Origin of the sequence: Streptomyces sp. AM8-1-1 (assembly GCF_032229325.1) — a bacterium.
Classification (GTDB): domain Bacteria; phylum Actinomycetota; class Actinomycetes; order Streptomycetales; family Streptomycetaceae; genus Streptomyces; species Streptomyces achmelvichensis.
On the sequence record NZ_CP135086.1, the window covers coordinates 1,465,505 to 1,484,767 of the forward strand.

The window sequence follows — 19,263 nt, forward strand, 5'->3', positions numbered from 1 at the left end:
GTGACGACGGCTCACGACGAGGGCAAGGAAGCGGTCCGGGCGCTGCTCGAGGCCGTACGGGCCGAGGGGCGCGGCGCGCTCACGGCTCCGGAGGGCAAGACGGTCGCCGACGCGTACGGGATCGCCGTGCCGGGCGAGGCGCTGGCGCGGGACGTGGACGAGGCGGTGCTGTACGCGGACCGGCTCGGCGGCAAGGTGGTCCTGAAGATCGTCTCCCCCGACATCCTGCACAAGACGGATGCCGGCGGGGTCATCGTCGGTGTGCGGGGCGCGGCCGAGGTGCGCGCGGCCTTCTGCAAGATCGTGGAGAACGCCAAGGCGTACGCACCGGACGCACGCATCGACGGTGTGCAGGTGCAGCAGATGCTGCCGCCGGGCCAGGAGGTCATCGTCGGCGCGGTCACCGACCCGACGTTCGGCAAGGTCGTCGCCTTCGGGCTGGGCGGTGTGCTGGTCGAGGTCCTGAAGGACGTCACGTTCCGGCTGGCGCCGGTGACGGCGGACGAGGCGACGTCGATGCTGGACTCGATCCGCGCGGCCGAGATCCTGCGGGGCGTGCGCGGTGCGCCGGCGGTGGACCGGTGGGCGCTGGCGGAGCAGATCCGCCGGGTGTCCCAACTGGTGAGCGACTTCCCGGAGATCGCGGAGGTCGACCTCAACCCGGTGATCGCGACGCCGGACGGGGCCGTGGCCGCTGACATCCGCGTGATCCTCGCCGACGAACAGCCGGTGAAGCGCCGTACGTACAGCCGCGAGGAGATCCTGACGTCGATGCGGCGGCTGATGAAGCCGCAGTCGGTGACGGTGATCGGCGCGTCCAACGAACAGGGCAAGATCGGCAATTCGGTCATGCGGAATCTGATCGACGGCGGTTTCTCGGGCGAAATCCATCCGGTGAACCCCAAGGCCGATGACATCCAGGGCCGCAAGGCGTACAAGAGCGTGATGGACGTGCCGGGTGAGCCCGATGTGGCGATATTCGCGATCCCCGCGAAGTTCGTCGCGTCCGCGCTCGAAGAGGTCGGACGCAAGGGCATCCCGAATGCCGTGCTGATCCCTTCCGGGTTCGCCGAGACCGGCGAACACGGGCTCCAGGCCGAGATCGTGGAGATCGCCGAACGGCACGGCATCCGCCTGCTGGGCCCCAACATCTACGGCTACTACTCCACCTGGCAGGACCTCTGCGCCACGTTCTGCACGCCGTACGACGTCAAGGGCGGGGTGGCGCTGACCTCCCAGTCCGGCGGTATCGGCATGGCGATCCTGGGCTTCGCCCGGACCACGAAGACCGGTGTGTCCGCGATCGTCGGGCTCGGCAACAAGTCCGACCTCGACGAGGACGATCTGCTCACCTGGTTCGGCGAGGACCCCAACACCGACTGCATCGCCATGCATCTGGAGGACCTCAAGGACGGCCGGGCCTTCGTCGAGGCGGCGCGGGCGACCGTGCCGAAGAAGCCGGTCGTGGTCCTCAAGGCGGGCCGTACGGCGGCGGGCGCGAAGGCGGCCGGCTCGCACACGGGCGCCCTCGCGGGCGACGACGCGGTGTACGACGACATCCTGCGCCAGTCCGGTGTGATCCGGGCTCCCGGGCTGAACGAGATGCTGGAGTACGCGCGGGCGCTGCCGGTGCTGCCGACTCCGACCGGCGACAACGTCGTGATCATCACGGGCGCCGGCGGTTCGGGTGTGCTGCTCTCCGACGCCATCGTCGACAACGGCCTGCGGCTGATGGAGATCCCGGACGATCTGGACGCGGCCTTCAAGGCGTTCATCCCTCCGTTCGGCGCGGCCGGGAACCCGATCGACATCACGGGCGGCGAGCCGCCTTCGACGTACGAGGCCACCATCCGGCTCGGGCTCGAGGATCCACGGATCCACGCGCTCGTCCTCGGCTACTGGCACACGATCGTCACTCCGCCGATGGTGTTCGCCGAACTCACGGCGCGGGTGGTCGAGGAGTTCCGCGCCCGGGGCATCGAGAAGCCGGTCGTGGCATCGCTCGCCGGTGACGTCGAGGTCGAGGAGGCGTGCCAGTACCTCTTCGAGCGGGGTGTCGTGGCGTACCCCTACACCACCGAGAAGCCGGTGGCGGCCCTCGGTGCGAAGTACCGGTGGGCCCGTGCGGCCGGTCTGTTGGGGGGCGGCCGATGAGCTGACCCCTCCCGAGCGAGTGCGAAAGGTATTGGACAGGGGGCGCTGGCCAGCTCTTTCGACGCAAGGGGTGCAAACCGACATGACTACCACCGACATCTCGACACCCGTCGCCTTCAGGGAGGTGACGGACCGCAACGGCCGCGTGTACCGCCTCGGCGAGACCGATATCGACATCATGGGCCGTAAGCGCAAGTGGATGGTCATCCTGCCGTGGGTCGGCATGATGGGCATCAGCTCGGCCGAGTACGCGTTCGCGTCGGCCGAGGACACACTGCACATCGCACACAGCTGGAACAGCGGGCACATCTTCTGGATGCTCGGTGTGTGGGTGTTCTTCCAGGCGGCGGTGGCCTTCCCCGCCGGAAAGCTCAGGGAGAGCGGCAGACTGCCCGCGCGCTGGGCGATGATGTTCGGCGCAGTCGGCACATTGCTGGGGTATCTGTCCCTCGCGTACGCGCCGCATGTGATCGTCGCGTACATCGGGTTCGGCATGTTCAGCGGTATGGGCGCCGGCATGGTCTACGCGACCTGCGTGAACATGGTCGGCAAGTGGTATCCGGAGCGCAAGGGAGGCAAGACCGGCTTCGTCAACGGCGGTTTCGCCTACGGTTCCGTGCCGTTCGTCTTCCTCTTCACCGGCTACATGGATCTGACGAACTTCCGCTGGGTGCTCGTCTCGGTCGGTCTCTTCCTGGCCGCGATGGTGGCCGTGGCCGGCTACTTCTTCCAGGACCCGCCGAAGAACTGGTGGCCTGCCGACGTCGACCCGCTGCGGCCGCCGGACGACCCCCGGGCCCGTCGCGCCCTGGCGATGAACCCGCCCGCCGTACGGCAGTACACCCCCAAGGAGGCCTGGCAGACCGGGCGGGTCGCGCTGATGTGGTTCTGCCTGCTGTGCACCTCGGGCGTGAACATCTTCGGCATCGCCTTCCAGGTCGACATCGGCAAGGAGGCCGGCTTCGCCGGCGGAATCGTCGCCACGGCCATGTCGCTGAAGGCCATCGTCAACGGCACCGGCCGAGGGGTGATCGGCTGGCTGTCCGACCGCTACGGCCGCAAGCGGTGTCTGATCTTCGTCTGTGTCGTCCTCGGGCTGTCGCAGTACGGAATCCTGTGGTCCGCCAACATCGAGAACCTCCCGCTGTTCCTGATCTTCTCCAGCATCTCCGGATTCGGCGGTGGCGCCATCTTCCCGATGTTCGCGGCGATGACGGCGGACTACTTCGGCGAGAACAACAACGCCTCCAACTACGGGCTGGTCTACAGCTCCAAGCTGGTGTCCGGGCTGATGGGATCCGGCATGGGAGCCGTCGTGGTGAGCAACTGGGGCCACAGCGGGGCGTTCACCCTCGCCGGCTCGATCTCGCTGTTCGCCGCGTTCATAGCCCTGTTCCTGACCCCACCGGGCCGGCCGAAATCCAAGAGTCTGGCGGCCAACCCGATGCCGATCAGCCGGGACGGCGACTGAACGGACGGGTGACGAGCGTGTCGCCGAGGGGGGCCGCCGCGACCGGATCGACCGGTCGCGGCGGCCCCCCTCGGCCGTGGGCGCACCATCCGCTCCCCCGCGGGCCCGGCCGTTCCGGGACGGCGGGGGTCACCCGCGTCCCGGCCCTACGAGACGCCGCTGCTCGACGGGCCGAAGAACTCGATCTCGGCGAGGGAGATCTGCTTGGCGCCCGAGGCTCCGTGGGCCGACTCCAGCGTGAAGCGCACCGCGGTGACCTCACCGACGCGGAAGGGGCGCCGCTGGCCCCCGGCACTCTGGTCGAGGGTGATGTGGCGCGTCGTCGTCCTGCCGTCGGCGGTGGTGATCAGTGCCTCGACACGGTGCGGAAGCGCGGACGAGGACAGCTGGTCGGCGCGGGCCGAGACACCGGAGGTGATCACCAGGTCGAGCAGGCGGGTGGGGCGGTCGAAGCGGGCCTCCACCCACTCCCCCTTGCCGGACTGCGAAATGCCCGGACCCCACCAGGTGTTGTTGAGCTTGTCGACCAACAGCTGCGGGCCGTGGCCGGGGTACGAGCGGGAGGCGGTGACCCGGTCCGGCGAGAGGGGGGCCCGCTTGGCGAAGTGGTCGCGTGTCGCCTGAACGCCGTCGTCGGCCTTGACCAGGGCGGTGACGAGCAGGGCGAGGACCAGCGCCGCCACCACCCAGTTGAGGACCCGGCCGAAGCCGCGGCGCAGGCGCGGGCGGTCGCCGGCCCACGGGGCCTCGGCGTTGCGGGAGGCGAAGAGGCGGCGCCACCACGGCAGTTGGCCCGGAGTGTGCGGCCGCTCGCCCATGGGCATGGCGCAGCGGCCGCAGAAGTGCCGGTCGGGCCGGTTGGCGGTGGAGCACCAGGGGCAGCGCACTCCGCCGGTGGTTCCGTGGTCCGGTTCCGGGGCCCGGACCTGCGGACGGGCGGCAACCGGGCGGCCCGGCAGCACGGGTGCCACGGCCGGCTCGGCCGGAGCCCGGTGTTCGGGATCGGCGACCGGTACGAGCAGGGATCTGGCACGTTCGGACGCCGCGTCCGGTGCGGGAGCCGGGTCATGAGCGGCGGGCGGAGCGGAGTCGGGGGCGGCCGGCGGTACCGGCCGGGTGGGGGCGGTGTCCGCGGTGGCGTCGGGGCCGGTGTCCCCTCGGCGTGCCGTGGTCCGTCCGCCTCCGTCGTGCGGGATGTCGGTCCTCGGCTCGTGCGGGCCGCCCATCGCGGCCGGTGTTGCTCCGGCCTGCGGGTGCGGGGTGGGTGCGCCGTGTCCGCGCTCGCTGTCGGCCGTCGCGCCGGGGCCGCCCGGGACCGGGGTCCGGGGCTCGGCGCCCCGGTCCGACGCATGGGCCGCCGTCCCGCCCTCGGCGCTGGGGGCCCGGTCCGGAACGGCGGCCGCGGGCACGGCCGTTGCCACGGGCCCGGCGGACGCGGACGCGGACGCCGGCGCGGACGAGGAAGAGGACGATGACGATGCGGTGGACGGGGACGCGGTCCAGCCGAGCACCGCGCCGCAGGAGTCGCAGAAGGACTGTCCGGGTTCGGCCCGGGTTCCGCACTCGGCGCAGCTCGGGACCGCTTCCCGTCCGGGGCCGGTGCCGGAGGTCTGGCTGGTCATCTCTCGGGTTTCCTTTCGGCAGCGATCACCTGGACCGCGTAGGGCATGTGGGCGGGCCGGGCGGCCGCCACGAGGCTGTCCAGACGGTGTTCGTCCGAGGGGGTCGCGTCGGGCAGCCGCAGCGTGACGTGCAGTCGCGGGCGGCGCTCGCCGGGGACGGGACCGAGCGGGCGTGCGTCCCAGTCTGCGGCGCCGCTCTCGGTGATCTCGGGCTCCACCCCGAAGGCGAGCCGGATCGCCTCGGCGAGACCGCGGCGGGTACCGCGGACGCGGTGCAGATACGCCGCGGCGGCGACGGCCTTGCGCAGCCGGACCTCCGGCTCCGTGCCGTCGGTTTCGGCTCCGACCCAGCCGCCGAGCCAGTGGGTGAAGTCCACCGGGGCGAGAGTCGGCGTGAAGTAGGAGTCCAGACAGTCGAGGACGTTGAGGATCGGCGCGATCACTTCGTCGAGCCCGGCGACGAAACGCTGCGCCAGGTCGTCGTCGGCGAAGACCGCGGGCAGCATCGCGCCGATCGGTGCGGAGGATTCCAGCCCGTCGACGGAGCCCCTCACGCCCCGTCCCCGATCACGCGGACCCGGTGGTCGAAAGAGAACACCAGGGAGGGCGGGGTGAGATCGATGCGGTTGGTGGCCTCACCGCGTTTGCCGGTGAGGGGGTCGGCGGGGTGGAGCTGCACCTCGTCGACGAGTTCGACGCCGGGGACGCGCTGGAGGACGGCGAAGACCTCGCCGGACTGCACGGGGCGGCCGAAGGGCCAGCCCCGCCCGTCGGCGCCGCCGGTCAGCGGGTCGAGGTGGCGGTAGAGGGCGTCATGTGCCTGGCGGCGGACCCGGTCGGTGTCGGTTCCCCGGAACGCGTGCAGCGTCGCGACGACCGTGATGCCCTGGTAGAAGGGCGGGCCCACGGCCAGCCGGGTGCCGATCAGACGGCGTTCGTCGAGGTACCGGGTGATGCGCCGCAGCAGCGCGTCGCCGGGGACCAGTTGCTCGAAACGCAGCCGGCCGCCGGGGTCCGGCACCGCTTGCGGGACCACCAACACCCGTACCGCGTACGCCCCGTGCTCTCCTTCGTCGCCCTCCAGGCAGGTGATGCGGGCCGTCTCGGGGGCGGCACGGCGGGCGAGTTCCTCGTAGTCGCGCAGGGTCACCGCCCTCTCCTGGGCGCGCAGGGTGATGGGCGCCCTGGTCTTTGCCTCCGCCACCGTCTCGCCGTCGACCCCGCCGCGCGCGGCCTCACGGTTGACGACCTCGGAGACGTACGGGACGGAGGTGCGCAGCACCCGGACGGCGCCGCGGGCGACGTTGCCGGCCCTGCCTCCTCCGGTGCGGTAGCGCAGGGCACGGATGACGGCGCCCTTGGCGGCCACGGCCCCGTACTGGCGCAGTGTGCCGTCGGGTTCCCGGACCGCGGGGCCGAAGGCGATCTCGCCGGTGGCGGCGTCGAGGGTGATGTGCCGGTCGTGCGGGGCGGTGGCGGCGAACGACGGCACGACGTCCCAGTCGGCCCAGCCGTCGCGCTCGGCGGTCTGGAGCAGCACCGGCGGGGTGTCGCCGACCACGGGTGCGTGGGCCAGGCGCAGCCGCTGCCCGGGCAGGCCGGTGGACTCGCCGAGCGCCTCGTCGTACACGGTCTCCGCATGCACGGCGGTGGTGGTGCCGCCGATGGTGAACGCCTCGGCGGACCGTACGGTCGGGGAGGTCGTGTAGAAGGGCTGGTCGGGCAGGGGTTCGGTGACGCGGCAGCGCAGCCAGCCGGCTTCCTGGCCGCCGGTGCGGGAGAGGGTGTGCCCGCCGGGGATGTGCAGGACGACCTCACCCGGCCTGTTCAGTCCGCCGGTGCCGTCGCGGTCGACCTCGCAGGCCGCCCAGCCGTCCTCGGTCCAGGCCTCCCAGACCAGCGGCGGCTGTCGCGGGTCGACGCCGACTCCGTCGACCCGGCTGTCCAGTTCCATCGCGAGCGCGCAGTGCGGTACGGCGGCGCTGAGGCCGAGCAGCATGCAGTCACCGGGCCGGGGGGACTCGGCGAAGCACATCACGTCCTTGCCCTCGGCGAGGTCGGCGGTCCTGTCGGCGCGGGCCTCACCGCTCTGCTGGACCACGAGGTTCCTCAACTCGCACGGCACGACGGTCAGTTCTCGCTCGGTGGCGAAGACGACCGCTTCCTCGCTCTCGGTGCGCGTGGTGGCGACCTCGGTGCCGACGGGCAGCAGGACATGGTCCTCCTGCGGTGCGGACAGCCAGAACGTGACGTCGGTGCGGGCGGCCGAGGGCGGGAAGAGGGTGATGCCGACGAGGTCCAGGAAGGCCAGGTGGTTCTTCTCCGGCACCCGGTTGAGCCGGTAGACGATCTGGTCGGCCATGTGGGCGACCGTTTCCACGAGGGTGACACCGGGGTCGGAGACGTTGTGGTCCGTCCACTCCGGGGCGCGCTGCTGGATGTAGCGCTTGGCGTCGTCGACGAACTGCTGGAAGCGGCGGTCGTCGAGGTTCGGGGAGGGCAGAGCCATCAGCGGTCGCTTTCGGGAGCCGGGTCCGGCTCGTCGTGGGAGGGGATGACATAGAAGGGGAAGACCAGGCTGCGCGGGTTGTTGGTACCGCGGATCGAGTAGCGGACGTCGATGAAGAGCACGCCCTGCTCGGTGCCCGCGGTGACCTCGACGTCGTGGACCTCGATGCGCGGTTCCCAACGGTCGAGGCCGGCGTACACCTCGTGCTGGATGCGGCCCGCGGTCGCCTCGTTGACCGGTGCGAACACCAGGTCGTGAATGGCGCAGCCGAACTCGGGGCGCATCGGCCGCTCGCCCGGGGCGGTGGCCAGCACGAGCCGGATCGCCTCCTCGATCTCGCGCTCTCCGCTGACCAGGGCGATGCCGCCGGTGGGCCCGATCCGCAGCGGGAACGCCCAGCCGGATCCGACGAACTGTTCGGCCATCAGATCACCGGCTTACCGTTGGCGGTGACCAGGCCCAGCATGCGGATGAACGGGGACTGCACGTTGACACCGCCCGGTCCGGTCGTCCGGAGCTGCACACTGCCCGACGGTCCGAGCGCCCCGAGGGCGAGGACCCCGGCGGTCGAGCTGACGTTGAGGGCGGACCGCGCCCGGATGTTCATGAGGCCGCCGCTCTTGATGGTGAGGGATTTGCCCGCCGAGAGGGTCAGGTCGTTGCCGGCCTCGACGGACACCGAGGTGCCGCCGGTGATGGTGACGGCGCCCTTGCTGTCCACGGTGATCTCTGTCCGGGTGCGGTCGAGGTCGATGGTGAGCCGGTCGTTGCCGGTGACGATGCGCACCCCCTGCTTGCGGGCGCCGGTCTTCTGGCTGAGCAGGTCCACGCGGTTGCCCTGCCGGTCGGACAGGGTGTGCCGGATCGCCTGCTTCTTGAGCCCGTCGTGCAGCGGCACGTCCTTGACGACGGTCGGCTGGTCCCGGCCGTTGTAGAGCCCGCCGATGACGAAGGGATGGTCGAGGGCGCCCCGGTCGAAGGCCACCAGCACCTCGTCGCCGACGTCCGCCGGGAAGACGCCGCCGCCGCCCGTGCCGCCCAGCTGCACGGTGCGCGTCCAGTCGCTGACGTACGCGTCGTCCAGCCACGGGAACTGCAGTTTCACGCGCCCCTGTTTCAGCGGTCCTGTACATCGGTGACCAGCGCGTTGGCCACACTCGGCAGCCGAGGGGCCGCCGTTCCGCCGCCGGACGTCAGACCGAACAGCGAGCGCCACTGCCGGCCGCTGACGGTCACCCACGTCTCGTAGTGACTGCCGTCGCCGAAGGTGTGCCGTACGGAGGTGACCGTGTACTTGCCCTCGAACGGTGTGCCCACCTCGGTGAGCGTGACGGGCACACCAGGACGCAGCTGGGGGTTGCCGCGCACCGTGACCTCGAGTTCGGCGAAGGAGGAGGTGATGTCGTCGGCGAGGGAGCCGGCGGCGAACCTGACCTCGGTCTGCCGGTCGTACGGGGTGTCGGTCTCGACCAGTTTGGCGGCCTTGAAGGCCGTGGCCGCCTTCCCCGGGGTGGTGCCGATGGCGATGCCCGGGTTGCTGCTCGCCTTCGCCAACTCGACGATCTTCTTCTTGGTCCTGACGTCCCAGCCCCGCGCCTCGACCTTGTCGACCTGGTCGGCGGCGGTGACGGCGGCCCGGCAGCGCAGTACGTCGATGCCGCCCTGGAGCACGAACGGGCTCTTCTCGCCGGGCGTGCTCGTCGGGGGCGCCCCGGACGCCGGGTCCGGTTTCACGAATCGGAACTTCCCCTTGGGGTCCAGCGACATCACCATCTCGTTCTCGTCGGCGAGCCGCGCCAGGAAGTCCCAGTCCGTCACATGGGACTGGCTGACGAAGTCGTAGACGCCCTTGGTGCCCTGGACCTCGCCGATCGGGATGCCGTTCGTCCCGGCCAGTTTCCGGGCGATGTCGGAGGCGGTCTGGTTGCGGTACGCGGCCACTCTGCGCACCCGCATCAGACGGTGGCCCGGGTCGTAGCCGCGGATGACGGTGAAGGTGCCGGTGCCGTCGTAGTCGGTCTCCATGCCGGTGACCTCGCCGGTGAGCAGCGGGGAAGCCGCTCCCTGGCCGTCGGAGACGGGGGCCAGGACCACTTTGGAGCCGAACCTGATGTTCAGTTTGCCGAGCAACTGCCCGTGCGGGTCGCGGAAGGTGAGCCGGAACGCGCCGGGCACCCCGGCACCGAGGTCGACCCAGCCGCCGACGAGCAGGTCCGCGTATGCGGGCGGCAGCTTCTTGCTGTCGATGGTGACGTGGATGACGTTGGAGAAGGAGGGCTTCACCATCAGCGTCCCACCTCCTCGGCGGCCGGAAGGACGAGTTCGATGCCGGTCGGCAGACGGGACGGGTCGTCGATGCCGTTGGCCTCGGCGATCGCCCGCCAGGCGGACGCGTTGCCGTACTCGCGCCAGGCCAGTGACGGGAGCGAGTCACCCGCGACGACCCGGTGCACGCTGCGCGCGGTCAGCGCGCCCGATGTCGGGTTCTGTCCCTTGGTCTTGGCGGGGATCTCGTGCAGCGACACCTGGCAGGTGGCACGAATGGGCACACCGGTCGTGCCGAACAGGGAGTACGTGACGTCGACGGAGCTGACGTACGCGGTGAAGCGGGCCGTGGAGAACGAGCCCCACTGGAACACCACCCACGGCGGCGACGGCTGCTTGGCGGCGATGCTCTTCGCCGTCACCTCGCAGCAGTCGAGCAGGGACTCCACCTTCTTCAGCACCGAGGTTCCGCTCGGCTTGCCGGACGAATCCAGGAAGACCTCGACCGTCATCTCCCGGGGCTCGGGCCCCATGAACTCGGGGACCGTGCCGTCACGCACGGCCGCCGCGGGCGTGGACTTCCACTGGGCGCGGCGGCTCAGCTGCAACTGAGCGGGGTTGAAGTCGAAGGTGAACGTCTTGATCAGAGCGCCCGGGGTGGTGCTGGTTCCGACGGGCGGCTCGTGGATGGCGAGCGTGGCGCGCACCAGGCTCTTGCCGGCGCCCTTCTTGCCCTGTGCCATGTCGTGTGCCGCCCCTCAGTCCGTGAACCCGTGGTGGGTGATCTCCAGGACCTCCGTGGCCACGCCCGGGTTGGCCGGGTCCAGGGTGGGGCCCTGCCAGCTGACCGGCAGCACGTCGATCAGCCCCCAGTGGGCCACCTCCGAACCGTCCGCGCGCAACGCGGCGATCTGCGCGGTCGGCCGCTTGATCCCGGTGGCCACCGAGGAGATCCAGGCCGCGACCTTGGTGGTGTCCGGGGTGAGCGGCCGGGTCAGGCGGATGGTGGAGAAGGTGACGCGCGACGGGAGTTGCCACACGAACCCGTTGTTGCCGCCCTCCTGGTGCTGCTCGACCTCCACCGCGGACGAGAGCCCTTCGCACCCGTTGAAGTAGCCGAGGCTCTCGCCGTCGATGGTGAGGGTGAAGAAGATGGTGGAGCCCGGGTCGAGATCGCGGGACATCGGGGGCGGCCTTTCTGCGGACGTCGGTGGTGCGTGCGGTGCGTGTTCCGGTGGGCGCGGGGGCCGCTCAGCGACGGGGGTCGCGGAGCTTGCCGATCCGCTCCCGGTCGAGGCGCAGTTCGGTACGGATCAGCCGGGTGATCCGGCCGATCAGCCTGTGCGTGAGCTCGTCGAGCTGGAAGTCGGTCAGGGAGCGGGGGTCGAACTGGCCCTTGGCCACCGGGGTGTACGCGGGCGGGGGTTCGCCGGCGGCGGTGTCCCGGCCCGGCGGGTCACCGGTGGAGCCGGAGACGGAGCCGGAGCCGGAGGCGGAGGAACCGGAGCCGTGGGACGTGGTGCGGTGGGCGGTAACGGGCGTGACGGCGGTGGTGGTTGTGGCGGGAGTCGGAAGAAGCGGGTTCTTGGGGTCGCGTTGGACGGGGACCGGTGCCGAGGTGCGCGCGGGGGTGGGAACGTGTGCCGCGTCGGCGGTGGTGGTGTGCGCGGGTGCGCCGGCGGTGGTGGTGTGCGCGGGTGCGCCGACGGCTGCTCTGGGGGCGTGCCGCTGGACAACTGCTGGTACGCGGGGCGTGCTTGGCCGCGGTGGTGCCTGCGACATCGGCGCGGCGCGGCCGGTGAGCGGGGCAGGCGGGGGCGCGGGCGTGGTCGGCGTGGGCCCGGCTGCCGTCAGGCGTTGGGCCACGGGGCGGGAGCCGAGGGCGGCCGACCGCTGCACGGCCGGGCCGACGCCGGAGGGTTCCGGTCGGCCGGTCGGGGGCGCGGGGCGGCGCAGGGGTACGGCGGCCGGGGCCGCACGGCGCTGGACGGCGGGTGCCGCAGGAGGTGGCACGGCCGAGGTGAGGGCGCGTGCGGGAGTCAGGGCACGGACCGGAGCGGCCGGGGGCGGCACGGGGGTCGTGGTGGCCTTGCCCTCCACGGCACCGGCGGTGACCGCAGGGCTCGTCAGAGGGACGGCTGGTGGGTCGGACGGTGTCCCGGGCCCGGTCGGCGGCCTGCGAAGGGCCTGTGCCGCCGGTGAGGCCGCAAGATCCGGCGCGGCCGCCGCCTGGAGAACGGTCGCCGCTCGCTGTACGGGCTGTGCGGGAGGCGGACCCGCGAGGCTGTGCGCGCCGGGAGAAGTGCGTCCCGCAACGGGCTTCGCGTCCGGGGGCAGGGCGGAGAGAGGTGCGCCGAGGAGGGGCCGTCGCTGGGGGGTGGGAGTGGTGGCGCGCTGTACGGGGGCGGGCGGCGGCCCACTGGTCGCGGGTGCGGGCGTCGGGATCGGGGGCGGGGTCGGGGTCTCAGGTACGGCCGAGTCGCTGCGGTCTGCCGGGCTCGACGGTGTGGCTGAACCGCTGGGCTGAGCCGGGGGATTCACGGACGCAGGGGCTGCCGAGCCGAGTGGCGGGGTCGCCGGGGCTGCCGGGGCCGCCGGGGCTGCCGGGGCTGCCGGGGCCGGGCGTACGGCCGGCGTGCCGGTTGCGGGGACGTTCCGCGAGGTCGGCGCTCCGAGGCCCGTACGCCTGACCGTGTCGGACGAGCTCCGCTGTACCGGGGGCGCGCCCGTGACGGGCTGAGGGCTCGGGACTGGGGATGCGTCTCGACTCAGCGCGAAACCAGGTGAGTTCGGGGCGGAAGCTGTGAAGGGGGCGGGGACCGCGGGGGTGTCGGAACCGATCGCCGTGCGCGGGGAGCCGGCTGCCGGGCTTTGGGTGCCGGTCACCGCCGGGGTGATCGCGCTGGGGGTGGTGGCAGCAGGGCCGCCGTCCGGTGAAGCGGCTGGCGTCGATGTCGAGGCCGAACCCAGGTACGGGTCACGGGAGTTGGCTACCGGAGCCGGGCGCGGTGCCTGGATGCCTCGGTCGGCCGCCGGACGCACGCCGGCCGCAGAAGGCGTGGGCTCGGCCCTGGTTCCGGCAGGAGGGGTCGCGGCACCGAGGGGGTCGGTCGTCGTTGTCGTGCCGCTCGGGACGTCCGCCGTCCCGCCTCGCTCGGTCGACCGTTCGGTGTGGCCCCGTTCCGCGTCGGCGGCGGTTGCCGCGGGACGGTGGTCCGTCGCCGCCGCCCGTTGGACGTTGACCACCGAGTCGCCGGGGCCGGTCGGCGTGGAGTCCGAGCCGGGAGCACGTGCCGGGCCGCGAGGCGCGGCGGCCTTCCCGCGGGCGTCGACTACCGGCCCGCTGGGGGTGGTTGCGGTCCCCCTACTGGGGTCCGCCACCGTCCCGGTGGGAGTGGTCGACGTGCTGGTGCTCGGGGGCATCTCCGCCCCCTGGAAACGTGCCACCGCCTCCCCCGCGCCTGCCGCCGGCGTGCTGGGTGCGGCCGCCCTGGTGTTGCCTCCGGCCGTCGTTCCTGTGGCCTCGGACGCGGTGCCGCTGCGGCTCACCGTCGACCGGGGGACATCGGCCGAAGCGTCGCTGGAGGCGTGTGCCGTACTGCCCGTGCGCTGCGTCGCTCCGCCGGGAGCGTCCGTCACTGCGCGCGTCGTTGCCGTGCCGTGCGGTTCGGCCGTCGCCCGCTGAACGTCGGTCTCGGCTCCGGCGGGGCCTGCTGCCTTGCGTTCGGGGATGACCGGGGGAAGCGCTGGACCGGTCGTCGCCGCATCGGAACCAGCCGCCGCGCGACGGGATTCGGCGGGCCGACTGCCGGATGCACTCGGAGCAGCACCGACCGAGACACCGGCCGCATCGGCCCCACGGGCGTCCAAACCGGCGGTCGACACGGCAGGCGTCGCCCCGACCGGGTCCGCCTCCGCGCCGATCACCGCTGAGTCGACCGGACCGACCGGACCGACCGGCGCAACCGGCGCGGCTGTCGAAAGGGCTGCGCCCACCGGCTCGCGCCCCACCGACCCGTCACCGCCCGCACGTTCGCGTCGCGCCACCGGCAGTGCACGCCGCTGCACGACAGGCGTCGCCCTGGCGCTCGTCAACAGGGTCGGCCGGTTGGACCGAGGCGCCACGGGAGTCACGCGCGGCCCCTCCGGGCGCGACGCCGTGACCTCCCGAGACGCGCGCTGTACCGGCAGCGCGGCGCCCGGCTCAGCCTCCGGCACCTCGGGTTCGGCCACCGCCACCGGCAGTGTCCGCGAGGGCAGTTCGAGTCCGGGGACCGGCCGCGCCGATGAGGTGAGCACATCCTTGACCAGCCCGCCCGGGGCCCCGTCCAGGACGGCGTGGGACAGGGTCCCGGTGAAGGAGGGGTTCTGCCAGGTGCTCAGCCGCCCGCCGAACCCGGCGTCCGCGACACCGGACTGCCTGCCGACAGCCCGCTGCATCGGAGCCAGCCCCGCCCAGCCGGCCGTCACCGCGACCGCAGCCCCGGAACCCGTGCCCGGACCCTCCGAGCCCGCGCCCGCATCCGCGCCCGCTCCCGACGAACTCCCGCCGTCCACAGCTGAGTTCGTCACGGCAGCCGGGCTCGTCACGGCAGCCGGGCTCGCGGCCGCCTCCGCGTCGCCGCCCCGGCGCCCGGCGGCAGCCGCCGACCCGCCCCTGAGCCGATCGAAGAACGCCACGCCTCAGCCCTCCGCCCCGCCCCGCGCCACCAGGGACGCGATCTGTTCCGTGTAGCGGCGGCGATCGTGGTGTTCGAGGTCCAGGATCTCCTCCATGCTCCAGTGGAAGTGGTAGGCGACGTACGCGATCTCCTCGTGCAGCCGGTCGGTCGCGTACGTCACGATTCCCCCAGGCGGCTCCCGCCGAGTTCGACCTCGAACGGCTCCGAACAGTGCGGGCACTGCACGGCGGCCCGCGTGTGGCCCTCGGCGTTCACCTGGCGGTAGAAGTCCTGGAGGAAGGCGAGGTCGGAGGCGAACATGTTCTCCACCACGCCGTCGTGCACCGACGGAAGCGTGCCGAGGCTGGAGATGACCCGGCCCAGCAGGACCACCGACAGATAGGCGGGGTTCTCCTGCACACGGACGTCCCGCAGCGGGATCAGCTCGTCCCGGGCCGTGGCGAGACGCATGACGCCGTCCCGGTGGACCGTGCCGGTCCCGTCGACGTAGCCGCGGGGCAGCTCGAAGGGGAACTCCGTCCGCAGCCGCTGCTCGACGGCGGCCGGGGCCGGTGCGGGCGCCGGAGCAACCGTCTGCTCCGGTGCCGCGGCCGCCTCCGGCGCCGGTGCGTCCGCCACCGGGCCGGCGCCCGTTCTGGACGTCGTACGCCGCATTACTCGATGACCAGTTCTTCGAAGACGATGGTCACGGTCTCGGTGAGCGCCGAGGCCTCGCCCGCCTTGAGGGTGCTGGCGTCGATCTTGCTGCACCAGGCCTTGCGCATGTTGTAGCGCTTGACCGGGTTGTTCTCGTAGTCCATCAGAATGATCGAGGCGTCCTTGCGGGCGGTGCTCATCCGGCCGGAGATCGAGTCGTTGATCCACGTCGTGAACGCCGGGGACTGGGTCATGCCGCGTACGACGGTGCACTGACCGTCCTTCTGCACACCCGGCATGAGGCTGATCTCGGGCCTGCCCTGCGCCGAGTTCTGCGGGCTCTTGATGACGTCCTGCTCGATGGTCAGACCGCTGACCTCGGCGAGGTACTCGACCATCACTCCGTCGATCTGGAGGCCGAAATTGTGTGAGGTGAGGGAGTCACCCGGGCTGAGGCTCATCTGTTCTCTGTCCTTCTGAGGAGTTCCGGAGGAAGGTGGGCGTGGGCTGGGGAGTCAGGCCGGCGGCCTACTCCTCCAGCTCCCCGCTGCCGCTGGAGAACTGGGCCAGCCGGAAGATCACGAACTCCGCGGGCTTGACCGGCGCGATGCCGATCTCGCAGATGACCCGGCCGAGGTCGACCGACTCCGGGGTGTTGGTCTCCGCGTCACACTTGACGTAGTACGCCTCCTCCGGCCGCTGGCCGAAGAGGGCGCCGCTGCGCCACTCGTTGACGAGGAACGCCGACACGTTGCGCCGGATCCGGGCCCACAGATTGTGGTCGTTCGGCTCGAACACCACCCACTGGGTGCCGAGCAGGATCGACTCCTCCAGGTAGTTGAAGTACCGGCGCACGTTCAGGTAGCGCCAGGCCGGGTCGGAGGACATCGTGCGGGCGCCCCAGACGCGGATGCCGCGGCCCGGGAAGGCGCGGATGCAGTTGACGCCGATGGGGTTCAGCAGGTCCTGCTCGCCGCGGGTGATCTGGATCTCCAGGTCGACCGCTCCGCGGACGACCTCGTTGGCGGGTGCCTTGTGCACACCGCGCTCGAAGTCGTTGCGGGCCCAGATACCGGAGATGTGACCGCTCGGCGGGACCAGCGTCGACTGGCCCGAGGCCGGGTCGAAGACCTTGACCCAGGGGTAGTACAGGGCTGCGTACTTGGAGTCGTAACCCGCGGTCTCCTGGCGCCAGACACGGATCTGACGGGCATTCAGGCCCGGCGGAGGGTCGATGATCGCGACCCGGTCGCCCATCAGCTCGCAGTGGGCGATGAGACCGAGCTGCACCGCCTTGACGGCCTCCAGGTCGACCGCACCACGCTGGTAGGCGGCCATCAGGTCGGGGACGGCGACCATGGCGATCTCGTCCACGGCCTCCAGACCGCCGAAGCCCGTGCGGTCGGCGGAGTCGCCGAGGTACTCGGCGGGGCCGGGCTGGGAGTCGCTCGCACCGGCGGGGGCGGCGGGCGCGGGGGCCGGTGCCGCCAGGGCCACGCTCTGGTTGTCGGGGCGCGCCAGCTGCCCGGCGGGTGCCGACTCCTGGACCGCGATGAGCTTGGAGCGCTCCTTGACCTGGGTGACGACGTAGTTGCGGCCGCCCTTCTTGGCGGTCACGTCGAAGGTCTCGACGGCCTTGTCGCCGTCCTTGACGATCAGCTTGAACCGCTCGGCGGGGCCCTCGCCCTCCGGGTCGGCGACCTCGACACTGAGCGATCCGCCCGCGACGGCGGTCACGCTGAAGGTGCCGAGCTGCTTCGGCTCGCCCGCCGGGAGCGCGGCCTGCTGTGCGGAGCCGCGCAGCGCGGCCGGAGAACCGTCGGACGACGCGCCGCCGGGCGTACCGCCCACGCGGACGACGTAGGCGGCGCTGCCGCCGTTGTTGAAGAACCCGTACACGGAGTGCGCCAGGTAGTACCCGTCGGTGAACTCGCCGAAGGCCGCGACGTACTGGGACCAGTTGGTGACCAGGGTCGGTTCGTTCAGCGGACCGGTCGGGGCCAGGCCGACGAAGGCCGCCACCGAGGTACCCACCCCTTCGATGGGACGGGAGCCGCTGGCCACCTCCTCGACGTATACGCCGGGCGACAGGTAGGACGGCATGCTCTGCGCTCCTCGGGGGTACGAGACAGGACGTCTCTCACCCTCACGCGCGAAGCGCGTCCGCCGAAACGGCCTCCGGTACCCGTTCAGGGGCAGGGCTTCTGCCCCGAGGGGCAATGGCGAGTGCGCTCCACGTCCGCTGCCCTCGGGGTCTGCCCCGAAGTACCTTTCGTGGCCACGGTGTTGTGCACTACGTCTTGGAGGCTGGTGTACGTCTTCGAGGGGAGTTCCCGTGCGCGCGCAGGACAAGGAGACCGACGGGGCCCGCGGCCGGGCCGGGGCGGGCCGCCCGGCAGGACGCGTGCCCGCACCGGGACCCGCCTCTGGGATCCTGGCGTTGCAGCGCTCGGCGGGCAACGCGGCGGTGTCCCGTGCGGTCGAGGAGCAGCGCCACCAGCACGACGCGAACTGCGGGCACGGTCCCGCGGTCCAGCGCTCTTCGGTGCACGACGTGCTGCGTTCGCCGGGACGGACGATGGACGCACCGCTCCAGGACGAGATGGAGAGCCGTTTCGGCGGCGAGGACTTCAGCGGCGTACGTCTCCACACGGACGCGGAGGCCCTTCGCTCCGCGGAGGAGATCGGTGCGCAGGCGTACACCTCCTTTCCGCACGTGGTGTGGGACGGCCGGGACAAGCAGGTCCTCGCCGAAGAGCTGCACCACATCGGCCAGCAGAGCCGGGGGCCCGTACCCGGCACCGACAACGGCGACGGGCTGATGATCTCCGACCCCCGTGACTGGGCGGAGGTCGAGGCGAAGGAGACCGCGCGTCAAGTGATGAGCGGGCCGGCGCCGGTGCAGCGGGCCGTGGAGAGCGAGGGCCGCGCGGGCGGGTCCGCGGGTTCCGCACGCGGCGCGCGTGGGAGGGAGCGGGGCGCGGGCACGCTCAATGTCCAGCGGGTCTCCTCCGGTACCGAGGAGGAGACCAAGGGCAAGTACCAGCAGAAGGAGCCGACCGCCGCTGAGGACCGGGACGTGACCCTGCGCATGCTGGACCGGATGTCCCGTATCGCTCTGCGGACCATCGTCGGCACGAACTCGGACTACACCAGCAAGAGCGGCAACCCCGAACGCGGCAAGGGAAAGATCACGCCGCACCTGGCCGTGTCGCTCCTTCCCGACGGCTCGCTGGCCATCGCGGGGAACACGGGCGACAAGCGGGTCATCGAGAGGGACCAGCAGGTCGTCGAGGCAGAGCTGCAGAAGTACGTGGCGATGTCCCCCGAGATGCAGCACGCCCGCGAGAAGGACCGGACGAAGCTCAAGGCCCTGTCGTCGGGCGACTACGCCAAGAAGCACGGCAACGCTCCGGGGCTGCTCGCTCTCGACGCCGCCATGCGCAGGCCGATCCAGTGGTTCGCGGTCGGTGGCACCGAGGCGGGCAAGACGTCCCAGCACGGCGAGATGACCGTGCTGGGCAAGCACGTCGCGAACTGGCTGGCGAATCCGAGGGACCCGGGCGAGCCGGAGAAGGTCATGATGGGCGGCGTCAAGAAGGCGTGCCGCAGCTGCCAGTGGGCGTTCGACGCGGTCAACGAGCACATCGGCCGGCCCAACGGGTACGAGGTCGAGGCCTCCGGCACCCACGACCAGTTCTTCCCCGGCTGGCTGATGCCCGAGTGGATGCGGGGCCACCCCCAGGTCGCGGCGGCGGTCGAGGCGAAGGCCAACGCGACCGGCGTGCGGCTGGAGAACGGCGTGCTCCAGGGGCCGATGTCGGAGAGGACCGTCGGCCACGACCCGGACTCCTCGCACTCCGAGTGGTCCTCGGAGAGCGACAGCGAGAAGCGGTAGGGAACCCGGACCGACGCCGCACGGGG

General features: G+C 71.8%; 15 protein-coding genes and 1 pseudogene. 4 read left to right on the plus strand and 12 right to left on the minus strand.

Features of this window, described 5'->3' with window-relative positions; all coding sequences use genetic code 11:
• Together RPQ07_RS06630 and RPQ07_RS06635 are read left to right on the plus strand one after the other, a co-directional pair.
• Positions 1–2,154 (plus strand): acetate--CoA ligase family protein, encoded by a 2,154-nt coding sequence (locus tag RPQ07_RS06630; protein ID WP_313943100.1) that lies wholly within the window; start codon positions 1–3, stop codon positions 2,152–2,154.
• An 82-nt stretch (positions 2,155–2,236) separates the two neighbouring features.
• Complete coding sequence (locus tag RPQ07_RS06635) at positions 2,237–3,625, plus strand: OFA family MFS transporter (RefSeq protein ID WP_313943101.1); 1,389 nt, start codon at positions 2,237–2,239, stop codon at positions 3,623–3,625.
• A gap of 146 nt (positions 3,626–3,771) precedes the next feature.
• Here RPQ07_RS06635 and RPQ07_RS06640 read toward each other — a convergent pair whose 3' ends face one another.
• From RPQ07_RS06640 to RPQ07_RS06675, 8 genes and pseudogenes are all read right to left on the minus strand, one after another.
• Complete coding sequence (locus tag RPQ07_RS06640; protein WP_313943102.1) at positions 3,772–5,247, minus strand: NADase-type glycan-binding domain-containing protein; 1,476 nt, start codon at positions 5,245–5,247, stop codon at positions 3,772–3,774.
• Positions 5,244–5,801, minus strand: a complete 558-nt coding sequence (locus RPQ07_RS06645) for a phage tail protein (RefSeq protein WP_313943103.1) — start codon at positions 5,799–5,801, stop codon at positions 5,244–5,246. Before RPQ07_RS06645 ends, RPQ07_RS06640 begins: the two co-directional genes overlap by 4 nt.
• The gene (locus RPQ07_RS06650; RefSeq protein WP_313943104.1) at positions 5,798–7,756 is read right to left on the minus strand and encodes a putative baseplate assembly protein; all 1,959 of its coding nucleotides are present in this window, start codon (positions 7,754–7,756) and stop codon (positions 5,798–5,800) included. Before RPQ07_RS06650 ends, RPQ07_RS06645 begins: the two co-directional genes overlap by 4 nt.
• The gene (locus RPQ07_RS06655) at positions 7,756–8,181 is read right to left on the minus strand and encodes a GPW/gp25 family protein (protein WP_313943105.1); all 426 of its coding nucleotides are present in this window, start codon (positions 8,179–8,181) and stop codon (positions 7,756–7,758) included. Before RPQ07_RS06655 ends, RPQ07_RS06650 begins: the two co-directional genes overlap by 1 nt.
• Positions 8,181–10,042, minus strand: a pseudogene (locus tag RPQ07_RS06660) (VgrG-related protein). The gene RPQ07_RS06655 and the pseudogene RPQ07_RS06660 overlap by 1 nt, the downstream one beginning before the upstream one ends.
• Complete coding sequence (locus RPQ07_RS06665) at positions 10,042–10,764, minus strand: LysM peptidoglycan-binding domain-containing protein (RefSeq protein ID WP_313943106.1); 723 nt, start codon at positions 10,762–10,764, stop codon at positions 10,042–10,044. Before RPQ07_RS06665 ends, RPQ07_RS06660 begins: the two are co-directional and overlap by 1 nt.
• Positions 10,765–10,779: 15 nt before the next feature.
• Positions 10,780–11,205, minus strand: coding sequence for a phage tail protein (locus tag RPQ07_RS06670; protein WP_313943107.1), 426 nt, complete (start codon positions 11,203–11,205; stop codon positions 10,780–10,782).
• 67 nt (positions 11,206–11,272) lie between these two features.
• Positions 11,273–12,121, minus strand: a complete 849-nt coding sequence (locus tag RPQ07_RS06675) for a hypothetical protein (RefSeq protein ID WP_313943108.1) — start codon at positions 12,119–12,121, stop codon at positions 11,273–11,275.
• 1,288 nt (positions 12,122–13,409) lie between these two features.
• On the opposite strand from RPQ07_RS06675, the gene RPQ07_RS06680 reads away from it, so the two are divergent.
• The gene (locus RPQ07_RS06680; RefSeq protein WP_313943109.1) at positions 13,410–13,706 is read left to right on the plus strand and encodes a hypothetical protein; all 297 of its coding nucleotides are present in this window, start codon (positions 13,410–13,412) and stop codon (positions 13,704–13,706) included.
• Between the two features lie 998 nt (positions 13,707–14,704).
• Here RPQ07_RS06680 and RPQ07_RS06685 read toward each other — a convergent pair.
• From RPQ07_RS06685 to RPQ07_RS06700, 4 genes are all read right to left on the minus strand, one after another.
• Positions 14,705–14,863 carry a DUF6760 family protein gene (locus RPQ07_RS06685; protein WP_313943111.1) on the minus strand — a complete coding sequence of 53 codons (159 nt, stop codon included), beginning with the start codon at positions 14,861–14,863 and terminating at the stop codon, positions 14,705–14,707.
• Positions 14,860–15,357 carry a hypothetical protein gene (locus RPQ07_RS06690; protein ID WP_313943112.1) on the minus strand — a complete coding sequence of 166 codons (498 nt, stop codon included), beginning with the start codon at positions 15,355–15,357 and terminating at the stop codon, positions 14,860–14,862. Before RPQ07_RS06690 ends, RPQ07_RS06685 begins: the two co-directional genes overlap by 4 nt.
• Complete coding sequence (locus RPQ07_RS06695; protein ID WP_313943113.1) at positions 15,357–15,800, minus strand: phage tail protein; 444 nt, start codon at positions 15,798–15,800, stop codon at positions 15,357–15,359. Before RPQ07_RS06695 ends, RPQ07_RS06690 begins: the two co-directional genes overlap by 1 nt.
• Positions 15,801–15,867: 67 nt before the next feature.
• The gene (locus RPQ07_RS06700) at positions 15,868–17,442 is read right to left on the minus strand and encodes a phage tail sheath subtilisin-like domain-containing protein (protein ID WP_313943114.1); all 1,575 of its coding nucleotides are present in this window, start codon (positions 17,440–17,442) and stop codon (positions 15,868–15,870) included.
• Between the two features lie 232 nt (positions 17,443–17,674).
• Between RPQ07_RS06700 and RPQ07_RS06705 the strand changes: the two genes are divergently transcribed.
• Complete coding sequence (locus tag RPQ07_RS06705) at positions 17,675–19,237, plus strand: DUF4157 domain-containing protein (protein WP_313943115.1); 1,563 nt, start codon at positions 17,675–17,677, stop codon at positions 19,235–19,237.
• Positions 19,238–19,263 lie beyond the last annotated feature (26 nt).

Excerpts from the sequence above, each read along its gene's own strand:
- RPQ07_RS06635 (WP_313943101.1), top strand. The coding sequence starts at position 2,237 with ATGACTACCACCGACATCTCGACACCCGTCGCCTTCAGGGAGGTGACG.
- RPQ07_RS06640 (WP_313943102.1), bottom strand. The coding sequence starts at position 5,247 with ATGACCAGCCAGACCTCCGGCACCGGCCCCGGACGGGAAGCGGTCCCG.
- RPQ07_RS06650 (WP_313943104.1), bottom strand. The coding sequence starts at position 7,756 with ATGGCTCTGCCCTCCCCGAACCTCGACGACCGCCGCTTCCAGCAGTTC.
- RPQ07_RS06655 (WP_313943105.1), bottom strand. The coding sequence starts at position 8,181 with ATGGCCGAACAGTTCGTCGGATCCGGCTGGGCGTTCCCGCTGCGGATC.
- RPQ07_RS06665 (WP_313943106.1), bottom strand. The coding sequence starts at position 10,764 with ATGGCACAGGGCAAGAAGGGCGCCGGCAAGAGCCTGGTGCGCGCCACG.
- RPQ07_RS06670 (WP_313943107.1), bottom strand. The coding sequence starts at position 11,205 with ATGTCCCGCGATCTCGACCCGGGCTCCACCATCTTCTTCACCCTCACC.
- RPQ07_RS06690 (WP_313943112.1), bottom strand. The coding sequence starts at position 15,357 with ATGCGGCGTACGACGTCCAGAACGGGCGCCGGCCCGGTGGCGGACGCA.
- RPQ07_RS06695 (WP_313943113.1), bottom strand. The coding sequence starts at position 15,800 with ATGAGCCTCAGCCCGGGTGACTCCCTCACCTCACACAATTTCGGCCTC.
- RPQ07_RS06700 (WP_313943114.1), bottom strand. The coding sequence starts at position 17,442 with ATGCCGTCCTACCTGTCGCCCGGCGTATACGTCGAGGAGGTGGCCAGC.